At 38.4% G+C, this 19,966-nt stretch carries 19 protein-coding genes; 6 read left to right on the top strand and 13 right to left on the bottom strand.

What is annotated here, in order from left to right; translation table 11 throughout:
* Nucleotides 1–2: 2 nt before the first annotated feature.
* The 3 genes from EHQ24_RS10385 to EHQ24_RS10395 are packed head-to-tail and all read right to left on the bottom strand — an operon-like array spanning nt 3 to nt 2,928.
* Nucleotides 3–1,445, bottom strand: coding sequence for an MDR/zinc-dependent alcohol dehydrogenase-like family protein (locus EHQ24_RS10385; protein WP_135601571.1), 1,443 nt, complete (start codon nt 1,443–1,445; stop codon nt 3–5).
* Nucleotides 1,445–2,107 (bottom strand): rhomboid family intramembrane serine protease, encoded by a 663-nt coding sequence (locus tag EHQ24_RS10390; protein WP_135601572.1) that lies wholly within the window; start codon nt 2,105–2,107, stop codon nt 1,445–1,447. Before EHQ24_RS10390 ends, EHQ24_RS10385 begins: the two co-directional genes overlap by 1 nt.
* A gap of 2 nt (nt 2,108–2,109) precedes the next feature.
* Nucleotides 2,110–2,928 carry an adhesin OmpL37 family surface protein gene (locus tag EHQ24_RS10395; protein WP_135601573.1) on the bottom strand — a complete coding sequence of 273 codons (819 nt, stop codon included), beginning with the start codon at nt 2,926–2,928 and terminating at the stop codon, nt 2,110–2,112.
* Between the two features lie 161 nt (nt 2,929–3,089).
* Here EHQ24_RS10395 and EHQ24_RS10400 point away from each other — a divergent pair, with 161 nt between their 5' ends.
* Nucleotides 3,090–3,632: a hypothetical protein gene (locus EHQ24_RS10400; protein ID WP_244310452.1), complete on the top strand. Its 543-nt coding sequence runs from the start codon at nt 3,090–3,092 to the stop codon at nt 3,630–3,632.
* Nucleotides 3,629–4,666, top strand: coding sequence for a zinc-binding dehydrogenase (locus EHQ24_RS10405; protein ID WP_135601575.1), 1,038 nt, complete (start codon nt 3,629–3,631; stop codon nt 4,664–4,666). Before EHQ24_RS10400 ends, EHQ24_RS10405 begins: the two co-directional genes overlap by 4 nt.
* 27 nt (nt 4,667–4,693) lie before the next feature.
* On the opposite strand, the gene EHQ24_RS10410 is transcribed toward EHQ24_RS10405, so the two are convergent.
* The gene (locus EHQ24_RS10410) at nt 4,694–6,646 is read right to left on the bottom strand and encodes a PP2C family protein-serine/threonine phosphatase (protein WP_135601576.1); all 1,953 of its coding nucleotides are present in this window, start codon (nt 6,644–6,646) and stop codon (nt 4,694–4,696) included.
* A 35-nt stretch (nt 6,647–6,681) separates the two neighbouring features.
* On the opposite strand from EHQ24_RS10410, the gene EHQ24_RS10415 reads away from it, so the two are divergent.
* Nucleotides 6,682–6,975, top strand: a complete 294-nt coding sequence (locus EHQ24_RS10415; protein ID WP_135601577.1) for a hypothetical protein — start codon at nt 6,682–6,684, stop codon at nt 6,973–6,975.
* Nucleotides 6,976–6,993: 18 nt separating this feature from the next.
* Nucleotides 6,994–7,935: an NAD(P)H-dependent flavin oxidoreductase gene (locus EHQ24_RS10420; protein ID WP_135601578.1), complete on the top strand. Its 942-nt coding sequence runs from the start codon at nt 6,994–6,996 to the stop codon at nt 7,933–7,935.
* Nucleotides 7,936–8,053: 118 nt separating this feature from the next.
* Here the strand turns inward: EHQ24_RS10420 and EHQ24_RS10425 are convergent, their stop codons facing one another.
* From EHQ24_RS10425 to thyX, 4 genes are all read right to left on the bottom strand, one after another.
* Complete coding sequence (locus tag EHQ24_RS10425; RefSeq protein WP_135601579.1) at nt 8,054–9,343, bottom strand: protein-disulfide reductase DsbD family protein; 1,290 nt, start codon at nt 9,341–9,343, stop codon at nt 8,054–8,056.
* Nucleotides 9,344–9,353: 10 nt separating this feature from the next.
* Nucleotides 9,354–10,751, bottom strand: a complete 1,398-nt coding sequence (locus EHQ24_RS10430) for a hypothetical protein (protein WP_135601580.1) — start codon at nt 10,749–10,751, stop codon at nt 9,354–9,356.
* Nucleotides 10,748–11,443 (bottom strand): FecR family protein, encoded by a 696-nt coding sequence (locus tag EHQ24_RS10435; protein WP_244310379.1) that lies wholly within the window; start codon nt 11,441–11,443, stop codon nt 10,748–10,750. The genes EHQ24_RS10430 and EHQ24_RS10435 overlap by 4 nt, the downstream gene beginning before the upstream one ends.
* 70 nt (nt 11,444–11,513) lie before the next feature.
* Entirely contained in the window at nt 11,514–12,437 is a 924-nt protein-coding gene (gene thyX, locus EHQ24_RS10440) for an FAD-dependent thymidylate synthase (protein ID WP_135601581.1), read from the bottom strand.
* 91 nt (nt 12,438–12,528) lie between these two features.
* Between thyX and EHQ24_RS10445 the strand changes: the two genes are divergently transcribed.
* Nucleotides 12,529–14,406 (top strand): alpha/beta fold hydrolase, encoded by a 1,878-nt coding sequence (locus EHQ24_RS10445; RefSeq protein WP_135601582.1) that lies wholly within the window; start codon nt 12,529–12,531, stop codon nt 14,404–14,406.
* 13 nt (nt 14,407–14,419) lie between these two features.
* On the opposite strand, the gene EHQ24_RS10450 is transcribed toward EHQ24_RS10445, so the two are convergent.
* A complete protein-coding gene (locus tag EHQ24_RS10450; RefSeq protein WP_135601583.1) occupies nt 14,420–14,941 on the bottom strand; it encodes an SRPBCC family protein in 522 nt (173 codons plus the stop codon).
* Nucleotides 14,942–14,992: 51 nt separating this feature from the next.
* On the opposite strand from EHQ24_RS10450, the gene EHQ24_RS10455 reads away from it, so the two are divergent.
* Complete coding sequence (locus EHQ24_RS10455) at nt 14,993–15,466, top strand: nuclear transport factor 2 family protein (RefSeq protein ID WP_135601584.1); 474 nt, start codon at nt 14,993–14,995, stop codon at nt 15,464–15,466.
* 86 nt (nt 15,467–15,552) lie between these two features.
* Here EHQ24_RS10455 and EHQ24_RS10460 read toward each other — a convergent pair whose 3' ends face one another.
* The 4 genes from EHQ24_RS10460 to metG are packed head-to-tail and all read right to left on the bottom strand — an operon-like array spanning nt 15,553 to nt 19,860.
* Nucleotides 15,553–15,909, bottom strand: a complete 357-nt coding sequence (locus EHQ24_RS10460; protein WP_135601585.1) for a rhodanese-like domain-containing protein — start codon at nt 15,907–15,909, stop codon at nt 15,553–15,555.
* 3 nt (nt 15,910–15,912) lie between these two features.
* On the bottom strand, nt 15,913–16,515 hold the full coding sequence (locus EHQ24_RS10465) for a phosphoribosyl-AMP cyclohydrolase (RefSeq protein ID WP_135601586.1): 603 nt from the start codon (nt 16,513–16,515) through the stop codon (nt 15,913–15,915).
* A complete protein-coding gene (locus EHQ24_RS10470) occupies nt 16,515–17,810 on the bottom strand; it encodes an adenylate/guanylate cyclase domain-containing protein (RefSeq protein ID WP_135601587.1) in 1,296 nt (431 codons plus the stop codon). The genes EHQ24_RS10465 and EHQ24_RS10470 overlap by 1 nt, the downstream gene beginning before the upstream one ends.
* A gap of 4 nt (nt 17,811–17,814) precedes the next feature.
* The gene (metG, locus tag EHQ24_RS10475) at nt 17,815–19,860 is read right to left on the bottom strand and encodes a methionine--tRNA ligase (RefSeq protein ID WP_135601588.1); all 2,046 of its coding nucleotides are present in this window, start codon (nt 19,858–19,860) and stop codon (nt 17,815–17,817) included.
* Nucleotides 19,861–19,966 lie beyond the last annotated feature (106 nt).

Genomic DNA, 19,966 nt, shown 5'->3' on the forward strand with positions numbered 1-19,966 from the left:
ACTTAATTAAAATCGACCACTACTTTGACACTGGAAGGATCTTTTGCAGTAGCATAAGCCAATTCCAATTGGTCAGAAGAAAAACGATGAGAAATCAAATTGGTTTCTAAAGCCTTGGTGATTTCTGGATTGTCTCGAAGTAAAGAAATCGCCATATGAAAGTCTCCACAACGGGAGCTATGAATTTCTTTTCCTTCAGAAAAAAACTTGGAAACAAGTTTTGTTTCTTCTGACCATTTGTTTTCATTGTTAGTATCCACGAGGATGGCTCCTCTTGGACGAACCAATGAATTTTCATGATTGGGATTGGGACGAATTGCCAAACTCAACTCTTCTGGATTTGAAACAACTACCAGATCAAATCGAGGCAAATGATTGGAAAATTTTTCCGAATTTAATATGTTCTCAGCATCAGAAGCACTTCCTTCAAAAACAGTGAATTGTTTTTTTAAGTTCTCTTTGATGGATTCTGAAACACCAGGAAACAAAAATACGTTCTGGTTATGACGATTTTCTTTTTTCCAATGGAAACGTGCATTGGCATCTGAATAGGGAAGGATCGAAAGTTCATCAACCACAAGTTCTGTCAGATGAGCAATCCCCGCCATAATTTGTCCATTGGTTGTTTTTAAATGGACTTCCCTTTTGGCAATTTGAATTGCCGATTCAAATCCTGAAGTTGTGGAAGTTGTGTCGTAAACGATATCAAATTGATCTTTCAGGTTACTAATGTCTGTTTTGCGAAGATCAACAACGGCGTCTGCCCCCATAGATTTTGATAGGGTAACCAAATGGTCATGCCTTGTGATTGCCGTTATGCGAAAATCAGATTTGTTGGTTTTTCTATAAGATGCAAGTGCCGCTAAAATCAAACTCCCCAATCTGCGTGGACCAAGTACTGCTACATGGTCACCTGGTTTCGGAGGCGAGGCAAGGATGGCTTGTAAGGCGGCCGCAAATGGTTCCATTAAAACAGCTGCTTTGGGAGATACTCCTTCGAGAGAAATGGCCGCGTGAATTGGCGCCAAAATATAAGGACCAAATCCACCAGGAAGTCTATCGATTCCTAAAACTCGTCTTTCTGGTGAATGTGTGGGAATTCCTTCCTTGCAAAATTGGTCAGGGTTTTGGTCTCCCCTGGCTTCGTAGGTGTCGTTGATTTCGACTACAAATTGTTTGCCTTGGTTTTCACCTAATCCTTCAGCAAGAACTTCGTGGCCAATGATTTGGGGCAAAGGAAAAGGTAAAAAACGTCGGTCTATATCAGTGGAACAAACTCCACAAGAAATGGTTTTGAGAGGAATGTAACCAGGGCCTAAATGTAGGTAGGGTTGGCCGTTCCGTTTGATTTCCCAACCTTCTGTTTCATTGCCAAAATACTCGTATTCTGCAGATTCAAACGAGTCATCGGATTTGTAATCCTTAGCTCGAAATTTTAAGTTCATTACCTATTGTTGATAAAAAAAAGAAGAATGATAGTCAATGTAAAAAAGGTAAAGTTTAATAGAAAGCCCTGCCTGATTTCTCGCCTTTCTTTATCACCAAGTAAATAACTCGTAACAAAGACTGAGAAAAAACCACCAAGATGTGCCCAGTGTGCCACTTGGTCACGCGCAAACAAATTGGTCACATCAGAATAAACCATCATCCAACCGAATAAAAATACCGGAAAAGGAATGGATTTTGTTTTGGATAAGGGAAAACGAAACGGAGAAAGTAAAGTTGCGGCAGAAGCCAAACCAGATATGGCACCACTGGCTCCGACAATCGGAGTTCGATCACCCAAAATCAAACCCCGAACCAATGAATCGCCTAACACAGATAATAAACCCGCCATAAAATAAAATAATAACCACCTTTCTTTACCAACACGATTTTCCACTACGCGACCGAGCAGTAATAGGAAAAATAAATTAGAAAGTAAATGAGCTCCCGATCCATGGAAAAAAGTAGATAGAATCCAGTTGATGGGTGCAAATTCACCGGGAGTGGCTATAAAATAAACCCCTACCAAATCTGGAAAAAAAATGGAAACAATCGGATACAATAAAAATAAGAATAATGAAAATCCGGCAGTGAGGGGAAATTCCCAAATGAATGATCGCATAACTATTGAAATTTTGGTGGTGTGGCTTCTTCTGGATTTCTTACATAGGACGGATCAAATCCGGGAATTCCTGATGCCAATTCATGTAAATCTGGTTGTTTCCAAATGAGTTCATAATAATCCAAGGATCCATAAGAATCAAAATTGCTATCATAGAGCAAACGTAAATACTTTTCACGATCATTAAAAATGATACGATTTACTTCATGAACCATTTCAGTAAAGGTGCGAGTTTCTTTATCAAAGTCACCAATGGAATCATGTAACAACCCAAGTAGGACAATGTATTTTTCTGCTTGTTTGAGTGACTTTAAGGAATATGCCAACTCTTGGAGTTTCATCAAATACAAATAAGGTCTGATATTTTTTCCTACCAGTAATTTCTGTTTAGCAACCGCAATCTCACGATACCCTAAACGAAGGTATAATTTGGTTTCTGTTTTTTCTTTTCCATTGGCAAACCTAGCCAGACGACCTAGTTCAATTTCTAATTCCTCAATTTCATCCTCTAAAACTAAAATGTAAAGTTGGATGAGTAGGCTTTGTGTCCTTCGGAGTTCAGAATATGATCTTCCTAAATCCATTTGTAAATGGAGAATTTCTGATTCGATATGGTGTTGGACACAACGTTTGAAGTATTTTTTTTGGTCTTCTGTTCCTCGATTGCTAATTGTGGAATTTAAAATGCGTAGAAACTCGTAGTTGTCCTTAAGTCCGTAGCTAACACGAATTAACTGGGTAGCTTTAGAACTGGACTGGTCCGGTGTCATCTCTCCGATTGCAGTGAGGAAGAGTAATAATATTACCGAAAAACGTTTCATCTATGAAAATAGTTTCGGCCGTACACAGAAAACATTAGCATGATAAAAAAGAAAAGACATCTACGTCTCATATTTTAGAATTATGTCGAGAGGAACCTGTGCAAAAGTTAGGAACACTACCAACTTCCCCTTTGGAAGCCATTGACCTCCTTAAGTCCGAAATGAACCAACCGGTCTGGGAATCACGTCTTTTAGATTTGATGAAACTTGCAGCCGATGGTGACAAAAATACTTGGGCTTTGATCTACCAAATCATACGAGAAGCCGACTCAGGTCGACTCAGTTGGGGGTATCATAAACCATTACTCTCTGGAATGGTTTACCTTCTCTCTTATGTAGGTGATTCCAAAAGTTATCGGGTTTTATTGAATTATGTCAAATCCTTGGATCGAGCCATCCCCATTGGTGCCATGGAACTTATCTCAGATTTATTGCCTACTTTTGAAGAACTAGACATTCGTGAATTGTTTACCATCGCTTCCAACATGGATGAACTGAAGTCTGCCTTTGGAGTTTTGGCTTTATGCAAACTCAATATGGAAAATAGGCTTTCCGATGAAGAAAAAGAAAAACTAAAAGATTTTTTAAGTACATATAAAAATTATAAATATTACCTCACCGATACAATCGAAATCACATTAGAACAATTAAACGAAACTGATGCGAGTGACATGTTGACGGAGTTAGATGGAATTTTTCAATGAAAGCAGCAGTTCTCCCACAAGGTTCAAGATCTCTTGAAATTCAAGAATTAGATCTTCCACCACTACTTCCAAACCAAGTAAAAATCAAAGTCAAAGCTTGTGGCATTTGTGGTTCCGACATTCATTTGGTTCTTCATGGCAAAATGAAAGCAAGTTACACACCCTGTGTTCCTGGCCACGAAACTTCCGGTGTTGTAGAAGAAGTTGGAGAACAAACCACCAAATTCAAAAAAGGGGATCGTGTGGTTGTTAGTGCAGGAACTTCCTGCGGAAAATGTAAACATTGTTTGGTGGGACGTGAAAATCTTTGCGAAGAAATTGGAGTCCTTGGTTTCAACCAAAGAGGTGGGTTTGCCGAGTATTTACAAATCGAAGAACGTTACCTCCATCATTTACCTGAGGGAATTCCATTTACGGAAGGTGCCATACTTGCAGATGCAGTTTCAACTCCTTACCATGCTGTCAAATACCAAGGAGAAATCAAACCTGGTGACACTGTTGCCATCATTGGCTGCGGGGGACTCGGAATCCATGGGGTTGCCATCGCTAAAGCATTAGGAGCTGGAAGAATTTTTGCTGTCGATATTGATAGTGGGTCATTAGAAAATGCAAAGGCTTATGGTGCCGACGAACTGATACTTGTAGAAAAAAATATGCAAGTAGGTAAGGTTTTAAAAGAAAAATCTGGCGGTATTGATCTGTTATGCGATTTTTCTGGTTATATGCCTAACATCGAAAATTCAGTCCGCGCCATGAACCGTGGTGGGCGGATTGTCCTCGTGGGAATCGGCAGAAACAAATTAGAAATCCCGATGCCATTTTTTCTAATAGAAAGACAAATTCGGATCACAGGTTCTTATGGTTCGGACAGAAGGGCCATTCCTGAACTCATCCAACTCTATCAGGATAAAAAGTTAAGTCTTACTAAATCCATCAGTGGAGTTCATAAGTTGGAAGATACCAATGAATATTTACATGCTTTGGAAGAAAAAAAAGGGAACCCGATTCGCTTCATCATCAATCCAGAATTATAAGTTTTGGATTTTTTGATTTGTTTTATTTTATTTAATTTCTAAAAGTAGGAAACTCAAATCATCCATTTGGTATTTCCATCCAACCGAGAATTTAAAAAGAGAATCTTGGATGACCTTGGCCAAATCTTGGAATTTTTGATACCGGTTATCCCATAACAACGATTTGAGTTTTTCTTCACCAAAACTATCACCTGCCTCATTTAACAAATCAAAGATTCCATCGGTATAAAGTAAAATTTTATCACCTGGCTGGAGTGTTACGGTTTCTTCCGCATAAGGCAAATGAGAAAACAAACCTAATGGTTTTCCTTTCACATTCAAATGAATGATATTTGACTCTGAATTTCGAATGAGAAAAAAACCTGGATGGCCCGCGTTACTAAATGTAGCTGTATAAGATTCTGTATCAATGAAAACATACGATGCTGTGATAAATAAGTTTTTTGTTTTACCCACCAAATGTCTGTTCATTGAATGAAACACTCGTGAGGGAAATTGTAAATAGGCACTCGCACCCACAAAGGCCATTTTAGACATAGCTGCCACCATCGCAGAAGAAATTCCATGTCCAGAAACATCTGCCATCAGAATGGCCCAATTTCCCATACTATCTTTTGTATGGTCAAAATAATCTCCACCCACCGACTCTAAGTTTTGCGAAAACCCAATGATCCGAATTCGATCGTCTTCATTATATTTGGATGATAACAATGATTTTTGAAGGGCATGGGCTAATGCTAAATCTTTATCTATTTGGATGAGTCTTTGTAATTCCTTATTTTTTGTGCGTAGCTCCGCATTCATTCGACTGATGGATTGTAGAAGTTGCCAATAATGTTTGAAAACATAAAACCCAAACAATACCATCATCAAAATAAAACTATAATGGATGAGTCGAACCCCATAATCTAAAAATTCAAGATCTACTAAAATGTCGTGAAGTCCACCAACGACAATAAAAAGCAATCCTAAGGTTATGGTACGAAGATTTTTGTTTCCTTTGATTAAAACATAAACAGCAGAAAAAATGGCTACGACCCCTTCAACGGCAATCATCCACTCGTAATCACTTTCACTATTAAGGAAAGAAATTCCATCTTCAAAATTATTTACTAAGGATATAAAAAAAACAATTAAATGAAGAGCAGCGAGTATCTTAAATAAGTTCCGAAAAAATGGAGGAAAAATTCCAATTAGAAAAAGCAAAAGAGCAAAGGGAAAAAAAGCAAAATTTAGATAAGTAATAGGAACTATCAAATAAGAAAACTGACTTAAGGAAAAACCAACAAACCCATTCAAAACTTCAATAAGGGAAGCGGAAAATAATAGAATCGAAAAATTAAAAAATATAATTTCTCTTTTCCTTAAAAAATAAAATCCAAAAAAGATAAAAGAAAGAATTAACAAAATGGGAGCAAAAAAAGTTTCAGAAAAATTATCTAAAAACAAATCCACTAAGGCTTGAGAGTGATCTTTGAAATAAACTTCGCGATCCATTCCAATAAAACTTTTGTATCTTGAACGAAATTGAAAGATGAGAGAACCCGAGGGATTTTGTTTGAGAGGAATGATGTAAGGAAAAATATGATCCTGTAGTTTTGATTCAAAGATCAATTCTTCTCCTTGAAAAAGTTTAAACTGTTCTAAACCAATCCCAATGGAAAGGACAGGGCTTTTGAGTTGCCTAACAAACTGATCACTAAATTTGATATATAAAAACTGATTTTCTTTCGGGTACAGGCCTAATTGGTTTGGTGCTAATTTTTGCCAAACCTGGTTTGGAATCGAATTTGGGTCGCTAATTTCCTCTGATGACCAAAAGTAAAACCGATCCAAAAGGTAAACGGATTGTTGGAATTTCTCATCTGCTTTGGTTTCCGAATGTAGATCCAAACACCCGCAAAATAAAATCACAAACCCTAAATAAAGAACAAACTGTAAGAGAATATGAATCGATTTATATGATTTGACTTCTTTCAAAATTTGATTCCTATAGGATTAGCATGATACGTTCAATGAATCGCAATCGATTCCTATCATTTTTTTACCCACTCACCTTTCTATTATCGTCTCTTACCGGTCTTGTGGCCCAAGAGAAAACTCCCCAAGAACAATTCGTGGAAGACAAACTGGAATGTTATTCCCTCGCCACGGAAATTGACGGGCAAGAATACCAGAAATCTTTGAAATGTATTTCTAAAGATTCCATCTGTTACATTATCCAAGGTTTTGCGATGAGTTGTATCCCTCGTACAGGAAGGTATCCTGCCGAGTTGCCCAATCTAACCCCAAAACCGACTCAACCATAATCGTATAACAGGAGATTTATGAAAATCAAAACAAAAATCAGTGAAATGCTGAAAATTGATCTACCGATCATCGCAGCACCCATGTTCCTCGTCTCCTATCCGGAGTTAGTGGTCGCAGTATCGGAAGCCGGCGGAATTGGATGTTTTCCTTCCCTGAACTACAGAACCCCAGAACAGCTTCGGGAGGGTATCTTGGAAATTCGCTCCAAAACCAAAAAACCAATCGGTGTCAATTTAATCCTACACAAAGAACATAACCCCAATTGGGCCAAACAATTCGAAGTGGTTATGGATTTAAAAGTAGAACTTATCATTACAAGTCTTGGAACTCCACGAACCATTGCGAAAGAAATCAAATCCAATGGATCCACTTTGTTTTGTGATGTGACCACACTGAAACATGCGAACATCGTAGCAAAGTCCGGAGCAGATGCACTCATTGCAGTATCACAAGGTGCAGGTGGACATGCCGGTGCCATCACTCCTTTTGCTCTCATTCCTTATTTAAAAAAAGAAGTAGGTTTACCGGTGATTGCCGCTGGTGCCATCTCTACCGGTTCACAAATGGCCGCAGCTCTTTCATTAGGGGCAGATGCGGTTTATATCGGAACTCGATTTATTGCTACACCAGAATCAAAAGCACAGAATGAATACAAACAAATGTTAATTGATTCTAGTCCTGATGAAATTGTTTATACAGAAAAAATCTCAGGAATCCCAGCCAATTGGCTGTCAAAATCTGTGGAACGATCTCCAGAAATTTTAGAAGATGGCCCGAAAAAAATCGCCGCTGGTCATGCTGGTGGGGAAAAAGCCATTGAACAAGAATACAAACGTTGGAGAGATATTTGGTCTGCTGGACAAGGTGTAGCACAGATCGAAAAAGTAAAACCAGCAGGTGAAATTGTAAAAGAAATTGCCAGTGAGTATTTAGAGACGGTAAACAACCTTCCTCGCTAAACAAAGATCATGCGAATCGGTTAGATCGACCGGTTCGCATTAGGAAGCCTTAAAACTGATTTAAAATTTTTTTCGGTTCTCTAAGCAAAATCATCCAATTCAAAATTGAATTAACAATCTATAATTTTCGAACAGCTTCGATCATTCCTTTCGTATCTAAATAATCATTCGATTTATAAATCATTTTCCCATCTGCATCTAATATTAAAAAGAAAGGTAATCCTATTTTTAATTCAGGATAATTGGGATTGTTTGCAAACTCTTCAAAAATGGGATCTGTATCGTAAACCTTCCAAAGGACTGCTTTGTTTTTAAAGGTTTCATTCCATTCCTTATGGGTGAGAGTTAGTTTTTGAAACTCTTTGCAGTTCGTACACCAATCCGCATAAAAATCAATGAATATCGGTTTCCCGGTTTCTTTGGCGATCCGATATGTCTCTACTTCTGACCTTTGCCATTCTAAATTTCCATGTATTTCTGTGGGAACCAAGTTTATTTCAAAGCCCGAACTTCCTCCTTGTTGTTTCCATACAGCCGTTAGTAAAATGATGATGAGGACAATGAGAGAAGTATAAACCCCCATTTGCAGGAGGGCCGATTTCATTTTTTCGTAAGGAAGGCCGTCTTTCTTTTGTAAAAACAAAAAACCTAAAGCCAAAGTCCAAAGGATAAATACTTTGATGGAAAGTCCTGAATCAAAACCCCAGAGACCAAAAGCTTTCTCTAAATAAGTATAAGAAAAATACAAAATCATTAGAGCAAGAATCCATTGGACAAACTTCATCCACTTTCCTGATTTTGGTAAGGCAAATCCAAAAACTCCAATCAGCAAAAATGGAATTCCAAGTCCCAATCCAAATACAAACATCTTTAATGAAGTAAATAAGATGGGTAGAATACTGATTCCCTCTGTTTGGTAAGTGATCAGTTGGACAAGAATGGAAACAACCACAGGGCCAACACAAGGGGAAGAGAGAAGTCCAGCCCCTGCACCCAGAAAAAAAGTATTCGCATAACTTACGTTTACCGAATTTCTAAGATCACCAGAGAAAAAAGGAAAGTATAAAAATTCAGCAACACTCAGCCCCAAGATAAATAATAAAATGGAAAGTACAACTTGGGTTTCAGGATAACGTAAAAAAGAATTGAACGCCCCTCCACTAAAACCAGCAACCAGACCAAACACGGCGTACATACTCGCAAGACCCACATAATAAACCAGCGGATGCGACCATTTGTGTTTCGAAACACGAGACTTTAATATCCCCGCTGTGATGGGATACAGAGGATAAACACAAGGTAAAAGCCCTGCAAGGAATCCTCCCAAAATCAGAAAGAAAAAACTATAAATCGAAAAAGTACCAGAAGATAATTGTGATTCTATAAAGGTTTGGATTTCAGATACCATACTCTCATTCTTAGAACGTAGCTGTGGCTTTCAAAACAATACTACGATCCAATCTTCCGTATTCAGAGATGGGATGTGTTACCGGTTTTGAAAACTGTTCTATATATTCGACACGATTTGATGCCTCACCGGTACTGTCTACATACCATTTATTTGGTTCTCCTTTAGAATCATACGAACGAACCTCCGTATACCCCAAAGCTAACCTGGCTGATGGAGTCATAAACCATTCCCCAAAAATTTGGCGTGAGATGTAATAAGACTGGTTGGAATAAAGGGGATCGGCAGTGCCAGGTTTGAACCAGACCCAAGGTTCCTTTTCCACTGTTTCTGTAGCCTGAAGGCCGGGCGCGGGACCACCAGTGGCAATCTCTCCTCGAGTGACAATGCGTAGAGTTCCGTTCCCAAGTCCGATCCAAAGGTAAGCTCCGCGACCTGTGGCTTCTGGGACTTTTACCGCAGGTGCGTAAGGAGACAGACGATCCACAATTTCACCCCCAAGGCGTTTTTTGGCCATACCCCCGAGTCCTAAATTTAAGATCTCTCTCCAAACTAGATGGGTTTCCACTGCAACAACTTGTTCTTGGTTCAGAGAAACCGTTCCTTGTTTTCTAGTGGCTGGATTTCCATCACTGGCAAGACAACTGGTTTTTCCTTCTCGGCATTCATCACTCGCATAACCAAAAGCATTCGAAGCTCTTCCTAAAACATGAAACCCAGTTTTTAAATCTTCTGACCAAGTGGGTTCCCAACCTACTTTTCCAATGACATCATAACCTGTATTGGTTGTATTTTGTGTATTGCGGTAACCTTCTCCGTTAACGATAGCAGTTTGGACAGAAAATGAATTCCAACGAAGGATATAATTGATTCCAAGATCTACAGGATCTTTTGCAAAACCCATAGACTCCAATGGTGATTTATCAAAATAACGCCAATCATAGTTCCCCGACCAAACAGAAAACATATGTGGTAGTTCAAACATTCCCAATTGAATTTGGTGTTTTGTATTTCCTATCTCAAAGGTTTTCCCGAGATTTGCTCGCCTAACTAAAAATACATATGGATTCGATTTGTTGCCTGTGCCGGCTAAAGTATCATTGGTTAATGCATCATTTCGGAGGATTTCACCCCAAAACTCTGCTTTGATTCCAGTTTCTTCCCATTCTTTCGACATGCTAATCATTGTCCAGGGGAGTGAAAATCCTGCTTTGTCTGATGGAGTTAAATCTGTGGTTCCGGAAGCTTTGTCTCGAACTCGGTAGGAAACTGTGGGAGTGAGGATGGCTCCTAGTTTTAATCCATAGTAACCATCTGGTTCATCTTTTTTTGTTGTGATTACCTCATCACCAAACAATGAACTGGTGATGAGTATTGATACGAAAAATAATCTAAAAACAAATTTCACTTTTTACCGTAAGTTTCGTCCGGAGTAAAACTATTATCTTCCCAACCTACTGGTTTGTGGCAAGGAAGGCAACGAGATAACATGGGATTGTCTTTTCGTTTTTCTTTGAACTTGAGAGTGGCACCGTCTTCGGTGATGAGTTCTTTGTAATCGTTTTTAGAAATTTCAGTAGCTCCCACTTTCATAGCACCGCCACTTCCTTTTGCAAATTCGGTTCCATTCACATTTACGAGACCTTCACAAACACAAGTATATCCTGTTTTTTCTTTTTCTTCGTAGAACACTCCGAAAGCGGTTCCACGTACACCTGCTGTCGTTGTGGGAGTAGAGGCCTCAAAACTTCCTTTTTTAAAATTGCTGACTCGGAACCAAGCGGCTCCTTTTTCTACATAAGCTTTTGCAATTTTTTTATCGGAATCCCATTCTTTTAGCGTAAAGTCTGTGTTTGGTTGGATGCGTATCTCTGTTTCTTTGTAGAAAAAATCCACTTTAGATCCATTCCCAGTTTTGATTCTATCCCCTGGTTTCAGTACATCATTAACTTTGAGAGTTTTCCAAAGTTTAGAGGAATCAGTAGCAGCTAAAAAACTCACCTTACCCCGGGTAAATGTTGCAACTGCAAATTCTTCCGCAGAAAGGGAAACGCTAGTTAGTAGGATGGAAAAAAGGGTTAGAAAGATTCTGAGGCTCATAATCCTTCTAACAACCACATTGAAAAAATTTATCAATCAATTTTATCAATAAATTTATGTTCTCATTGTTTTACCAAGGAATGGCAAAACCCATATCTTTCAATTTGTACTCCAATTCCTCACGTTCTCTGCTTTTTTTAGCAGTGGAACCTTGTTCATCTAACAAACCTAGTTCGATTGCTTTCTTTTTCGCACCTTCTTTGCCGGAAGTGTTGAGAGCGTTGATGATCAGTGTGTCATATTTAGTCAAATTGAGCGCAGACAAACGGTAGTCGACAAATGCTTCCCAAGCGTTTGGAACCCATTTTTTAACAATTTGTTCCCCAATGGTTTTGGCAAAGAGACGAACTTCCAATTGGGCATGGTCATCCATACGGAGTGCTAAAAAGTGCAGTAAGTTATGAAGGTCAATTTTCCAATATGCCTCTGTATAAGTAGCAAGTGGCAAATCTTTTCTAGCTTGTTCACGGGCCACACCCATTTCTAATCTTTCATTATAAAGATCATTTGCAAACTTTTGAAATTCAGTTTCTCTTTTTGTTAGGTGGTTACCTTTGGATATATCTAAAAATCCATCACTACCTTGTTTGTTACCAACGGATTGAACTCTCCATTCACCTGGCAAAGTTGTTTGTGCGGAGTCAATGGCTACGGAGTAACGCGTAGAGTATTCATTGACATTTGCCATACGGTGGCGGATCCACTGACGCCAAGTGTCCATAGGAACACGAACATGTAGCTTTAGTTCGCACATTTCAAACGGAGTGCTGTGGCGGTGGCGCATCAAATAACGAATGAGTCCACGATCCTCGCTTACTTTTTTTGTGCCTTTTCCGTACGAAACGCGTGCTGCTTGAACGATTGATTCATCAGATCCCATATAATCAACGAGTCTGACAAACCCATCATCCAATACCGGAAATGGTTTTCCTAAAATGGAGTCTAATTCGGGAACGGATACTCTTGAAATGGATTCGAAATCAGATTGTTGCATATTAGCTTTATTTTTTAGTTCACAGGCATATGAAAAGTCGAAAATAGAGTTATAACGGACTGTATTGCCTTATAAATAGAAAGGATGCTAAATGGCACTTGAAGAAAATTCATTGGAAGATCGACTGATCAAAATTTCCTCCCGAGACAGCAATAAAAGTCTCATGGTAAATCCGGATAAAATTTACATTTTTCCGGTGCCAAAACCTACCTTCCAATTTCTGGAAAATATTTGGCAATCCTTCACAAATAAAATGGTTTCCCTCGTGGACTTTAACGATGATCCCATTTTTAATTTTTCTATTTTTGAAGTCATTGACCAAGAAGAAATGAAAATTGTGGCCACAGCCACCCATTTCAAACTCAAAGAAATTGCAGAACGCCGCAGAATTCCTGGGATCGAAGAATACATCAAAAAATCTCGCCCCATCCATTTGGCAGATCCAAGAAATGAATCAGCCAGGTTCATTCGTAAATCCATCATAGATTTTAATAAAGGTCTAAGACCCGAAGTCATTTTTATCAATCTCAAAGAAGAAGAAATTCATCCTGAGAAAAAAGTTTTACTTTCAGAAACAATGAATCATGCCATCGGGATTCCACTTTTTGTGAATGAGAACCCAATCGGAATTTTATGGGGAATCACAAAGGATCCAATTCCTGCTGACAAAGTTCGCCCCCTCACTCTCCAACTTTATTCTTTGTTTGATGTGATTGAGTTTGTGGTAGCAAAAGAAATGGAATCGGGTAACGACCATTACATTGCTCAAAAAAATATCGAAAAAGCGGATACTGTTTCTAATTCTAGAAACTTATTTTACACAACCACAAAAGACCAAAAAGAACCTGTCACTTCCATCATTTTCAAATCTCACCAGTATAATATCGAATATAGAATGGATGCATCTTTCATCATTCCAACAACTGATGGTTATGCGGTTTCCTTAAAAAGTTTTACACCTGAGAAATTAAACAACACAGGAAAGAACCTATTACTCATTCCTGGATTTTTTTGCAGACGATCCGTGATGGACAAACTGGCAAAAGAACTCGCACTCAAATATGGATACCGAGTTTTCCTCATGGATATGCGAGGAAGATCCAGACAAACCATGCCTAAACATGGAAAAAAAGAAGGATGGACGGTTGATAATTACATCCAGGATGACTTTCCTGAAATTTTACGTTGGATTCGTTGGCACTATCCAAGTGAAAGGACAGTGGTACTTGGTCACAGTATGGGGGGAATGATTCCTCGTTTTTATGTATCTTCTTACGAAAAAATCAAAGAACTCAAAGAAGAGTTCAATTTGCCACAACCAGAGGAATACATTGCAGGAATTGTTTCGATCACTTCGCCTAACTATATCAGCTTAAAATCCAACTTCATTGGCCTTGATACTTTGAAACGTGGATTTAGTATGCTTCCACACAAAATGATATCGGATATGATTCTGAGTATGGCTAGTTTTTCCATGCAAGCCACCATCCAAACCATTGACTTAAAAAAATTCTTTAAATTAATTTTGAACCTTCATTCTAGTTTAAGAAGTTTTAGTTATAATATTGGAACCAAAGTTTTAACCATCAAAGACTTTGTGGGTTATAAAGAAATCACTCCTCCAGAATGGTATTTCCTCATGGAAGATGTGTTTTGCGAAGAATCGGTTTCTGTGATTATGCAGTTTTTCCAAAGCCAAATCTCTAACGAAAGAAGTTTTTGGTCAAACGATGGTCGTATCAATTATACCGAAAACTTTCTAAACAATTTCAATATGCCCATTTACAGTGTGGTTGGTACTGTTGATAAAATTGTTCCCGAAGAAAGTTTAACGGAACTAAAAGACCTGAAATCAGAAAACAAGGTGATCACTTATTACGAACAAGGCCACCTTGGAATCATTTTTCATGGAGAAACAGTCAGAAAAATTTGTAAAGGGATCGATGAATGGATCCAAGGATTAAAATAATCTCAATATTCCCCTAACGTCCGCTAAACCGGTTGTGGATGAGTTCCATCTCTTTTTGGAGGGTGGCATCCCGACCGGCAAGAAAATAAGCACCTCTCACAGGAATGCTTGTGATTTCTGAGTCTTCCGTGATGGTGATCACAGTACCAGGAATTTTTGGTTCCAAGGTATAAGTCCAAGTCCCACGCATTTTAAAACTCGCATCCGTTAGCTCAATTTTCCAAAGTTTATTTGGAATGGATTCTCGAAGTTCGAAAATCATATACCCACCCATATCTGGTGTTTCTTCCCATTTTGTAATCGTACCGTCAGGCCTAGATTCTAAAATTTTAATCGCCACCACTTCCTTACGGCGATTGGGGAGGTCACGAACATCGGTGATATAAACCCAGATGTCTTCTGGTTCTGCCTTCAACCATTCACTGGTTTCGGAATGGAATTTGGGATCTTGGAAAAAGCCGACTGCTAAAAAAAGAACAACGAGACCAATGAGTAAAAAGCTGGTACCAAAAGCAAAGAGGACGATTCGTTTCATAACTTTTTTTCTTGCTATGTCGTAGATTGATCAATCATAATCTTTTCCACAATGCATGCAAATGAAGAGTTAATTCAAAAGTTTTACACGGCCTTCCAAAACAAGGACGCACAAACCATGGTGGGTTGTTACCACTCCGATATCGAATTCAAAGATCCTGCCTTTGGTCAATTGAAAGGGAAAGAAGCTGGAGCTATGTGGCTTATGTTAGTCGAAAAAAGCCAAAATCTAACCATTCGATTTTCCAATATCAAAGCAGACGACTCGCAAGGTTCTGCCGATTGGGAAGCAGATTATAGTTTTAGTAAAACCGGTAGACTGGTTCAAAACAAAATCCATGCAAACTTTACGTTTAAAGATGGAAAAATTCTAACTCACAAAGATCAGTTTTCTATGTGGAAGTGGCTCGGGATGGCCATGGGCCCTGTGGGTTACCTACTTGGTTGGTGGCCAGCTCTTGGAAACAAGGTAAAAAAAGAAGCAGTGACTGGATTACAATTGTATATGAAGAGAAAACGTATGTAGTTTGTTAGTTGGTTAAATAGGGAATTCAAATTGGTTTCTAACGCAAATCCAATTGTTTTCCCTATTTGATGTCTATTTTGTATGCCTTAAGGATTTGGCATATTGGAGAGGCCACCAGCGTTTGTAACATCGGTATAACCGATTGATTCCAAAAAGGATTTCGCACTCCCACTGCGGCCACCGGATGCACAGTACACAATAATCGCTTTGTTTTTATCCCCAAATTCATCCAATCGTTTCGAAACTTGGTCTACCGGAATATTAACCGCGCCTGGAAAGTGACCTGATTGGAATTCAGCTACGGTCCTTACATCCACAACCAATGAACCGGCATCAATTTTTTCTTTCAATTGGGTTTGGTTTACGCCAAACACTGATTTTAATTTATAAACAAGAAAGATAACACAAATAACAACTAAAACGATAATAACAATGCGATTCAAAAATTACTCCCCTACTTTATTAGGATAGACGAAGGAAATAGATTCATTCACACCAAGTTCACGAAAAAAACAAGAATAATAACCTGTATGACATGCGGCCCCAATTTGACCTGTAATATACTGGATGAAAAAGGGATTAGAATGTACATAAATCGCAGATAAATTTTGAAGGTGGCCAGACTCTTCCCCTTTCACCCACTTTCCGTTTCTGGATCTGCTATAGTAAGTTCCAAGTCCAGATTCCACTGCTGAGATAAGACTTTCCTTTTTTCCCCATGCCAACATCAAATCTTTTCCCGAGATATCTTGGGCCAAAAAAGGAGAAAGAGGAGGAATGGTTTCTAAAAAAGAAAGCCATTCTTCTTCCGTTATTTTTAAACTTCCAGATTCCCATAACAGACGTTTGTTTACAACGTTTAGACTAGGATCGATTTCGAGTAATGCATCTTCATCACAATCAACAAACAACTGCTTATTGCCAAACTCAAATTGATTTACAAATTTCTGGGCAATCTTCGAGTTTACCACTTTTAAACTAACATCTTTTGAATTTAATGTTGGTTTGGAAATGATTGTGATCTCTTTTTCTTTGGGAAGTTGGATCATCAAATTGTCTCCACAGATAAAATATCAGTAGTTTTCGTTTTTCCGCGAAGGGAAAGAGTGCCCATAGATTTAATCTTTAAGTTTTGTTTCAATTCCAAAGAAATTTGATCGAACAATTCTTTTGAGATGAGAAAGTTTCTTCTTAATTCTTTTCCTAAAGACTCGAGGCGACTGGCTGCATTTACTGTATCACCAATGACTGTGTATTCCAACCGTTTCTCTACACCCACATTTCCCACGATGACTGGCCCATAATGAATTCCCAAACGAATGGAAATAGATTTTTCACCATTGGATTCTCGTTTTTGATTCCAAATTGATAAAGCTTGTAACATCGCTATCCCTGCTCTTACGGAATTGGTAGCATCATCTTTTGAGGGAAGTGGAGTTCCAAAAGTCACCATCATCCCATCACCAATGAATTTATCGAGTGTGCCATTGTGATCAAAAACAATTTCCAACATAAAACTATGGTATTCGGAAAGTAAGGACATGGTTTTTTCAGGGCCTAAGGATTCCGATATCTGTGTGAAATTTGCTATATCACAAAATAAAACGGCTACAGTAGATTCCTTTCCCCCAGGTTTGAAAAAATCATCTTCAGCCTGGCCCATCTGATTCACCACATTGGGTGAGAAGTATCTAGAAAGTTGGGACATTTTGATTTCATTTGTCACTGCGGAAAGAACAGTTCGTCTAACACGATAAGTGAGATATGCGAGAAAAAAACCAAGTACACCGATGATTCCCATAGACATGATGTAATTGTTTACATGTGCTGCTGGCCCAAGAAAGGCCTCTTTAAAACTTTCTGTGCTGACAAACCGAGGATCTTGTTGTGCATATACTAAAATCCCTGCCTGGCTTATCACAACTCCCAAAGCATATATCATAGGATAAATCGGTTGGATACTAAAGGCATTCATCACTAAGGTTGCTGCGATGATAAAATGTAAATAGGTTTTGATTAAGTAGGTTCGTGGAACTTGTGATTCACCGCCAACCGCATTGTACCAAATGAAGGGAAGGATGGTGATGATGAATAAATCGATGACCACACAAAAAAGTCCAATAAAAGAAACAAACTTTCCTCGTTTCAAAAATTTGGACAAAATATAAAGGACTAAATTTAAGACTAGGGAAATAGAAGTGATCGTTAATAACTCGTATAGAGTCTGGGCAACAAAGAAAGTCCCAATAGTCAAAAGGGAAAAGATAATAATTTTACCATAGAGACTAAATTTAATCCCTTCGATTTCCTTCTCTCTTAAGATTTGTTCTGACTTTGTTGCCATTGTTTTACTTTAAAAGATCTCCTGGAGCTGCATCTCGATCAGGAACAAATAGAGATAAAGTTTTATCTTTTCCTGATGCCAGTAACATAGCTTCTGATAACCCAAATTTCATTTGTCTTGGTTTTAAATTAGCAACCACAACAACTTTTTTTCCTACCAACTCTTCTGCCGTATAACTGGCTTTGATACCTGCAAAAACATTTTTGATTCCTTTTTCTCCGAGATTTACTTTCACGAACAAAAGTTTGTCGGCGCCTTCCACAGGATTTGCTTCTATAATTTGTCCCACACGAAGTTCCACTTTTGCAAGTTCATCAATTGTGATGAACCCATCTTCCGAAACTGTCGTTGCACCTGCTGTAGTGGGAGCTGTTTTTCCAGGTTCAGATTTTGTTTTCTCTGGATTTGCTTTGAGAAATGCCTCTTTTGTTTCCTCAATCATAAGTGAAATATTTTTTTCCTCTACACGTTTCGATAACATTTGGTATGGCCCTAGAACTTGGTTTTCTAGTGTCCCTTTCAAATTTAGAAAACTCAAATTTTCTACTTGGAAAAGTTGAGCCACAGAACTTACAATTTTTGGAGTGACTGGTGCCAAATATGTAAATAAAATCTTTGCACAATTGAGAGAAGTAGTCACCACCTCTCTTGCTTTTTCCACATCCGTTTTGATTAAATTCCAAGGAGCATAATCATTTACGTATTTATTAACTTTATCACCAAGGCCTGTGATTTCTCTCATCACCTTAGAGTAATTACGTGACTCATAAGCCTCGCGAATTTCGCCTTCTTTGGATAAAAGTTCCGTAACCAATGATTTTCCTTCTACTGAAAGAGCACCTAACTTACGATCCATTTTATCTAAAATAGAAGTGGAAACACGGGAAACCAAATTCACAAGATTCCCAATGAGATCCGAATTGACCCTGGATACAAAATCATCAAAAGAAATATCTACGTCTTCCATTCCCGAACCCAAACGGCAGGCGAGATAAAAACGGAAATGTTCTACATCCAAATACTTGGCAAAAGTAGAAGCATTGACAAATGTCCCTCTTGATTTGGACATTTTTTCTCCGTTCACAGTTAAAAATCCATGAACATTCAATTGGGAAGGAGTTTGGTAATCGGATCCCATAAGCATCGCTGGCCAAAAAAGGCCATGAAAGTACAAAATGTCCTTTCCGATGAAGTGAACAATTTCCCCTTTTCCGTCTTTCCAAAATTCATTGAACTTCTTTTCATCTTTTAAAAAGTTCATAGCGGACGCCATATAACCGATCGGTGCATCCAACCAAACATAAAAGTATTTGTTTTCTTCTTCGGGAATCGCAAATCCAAAGTAAGGGCCATCACGACTGATATCCCATTCTTGTAACCCAGAGGTAAACCATTCCTTTAACTTTTTCTGAGCACCTTCATTCATACGACTTCCCTCTTCGATCCAAGTTTGGAGTTGGGATTGAAAGTCTTGAAGTTTAAAAAATAAATGTTTGGATTCTTTGAGTACGGGTGTTGTTCCACAAATTGAACAATAAGAATCTTTTAAATCTTTTGGAGAATAACTAGTCCCGCATACTTCACAAGAATCACCATATTGGTCTTTGGATCCACACTTGGGGCAAGTTCCCTTAATGAATCTATCAGGAAGGAACATCTTGTCATGTTCGCAATACGACTGTTCAATGTTACGAGCAACAATATGACCTTTTTTCTTCAAAGTAAGATAGATGGATTCGGAAAATTTTTTGTTCTCTTCTGAATTGGTAGTATAATAGTTATCATACGAAACACCAAAAGACGTTAGGTCTTTATAATGTTCTGCCTGAACTTCTTCAATCATGGATTCTGGAGTTTTGCCTGCTTTTTTAGCGGCAATCATTATGGGAGTTCCATGTGTGTCATCGGCACAAAATAAATAACAATTGTTCCCAACTAACTTTTGGAAACGTACCCAAATATCTGTTTGGACTGCTTCCAAAACATGGCCGAGATGGATGGAACCATTTGCATAAGGAAGTGCACTTGTAACGAGTATGTTTTTCGACATAGATTAATTCCAGTTTCCTGATTCGAAGTTCCAATTCAGCCCATTTTTGGGAAAAATCAAGAAAAGAGCAAAAAAATGAAGTTGAAGAGAGAATCCGAGACAATAA

The organism is Leptospira noumeaensis (assembly GCF_004770765.1).
GTDB classification, from domain to species: domain Bacteria; phylum Spirochaetota; class Leptospiria; order Leptospirales; family Leptospiraceae; genus Leptospira_A; species Leptospira_A noumeaensis.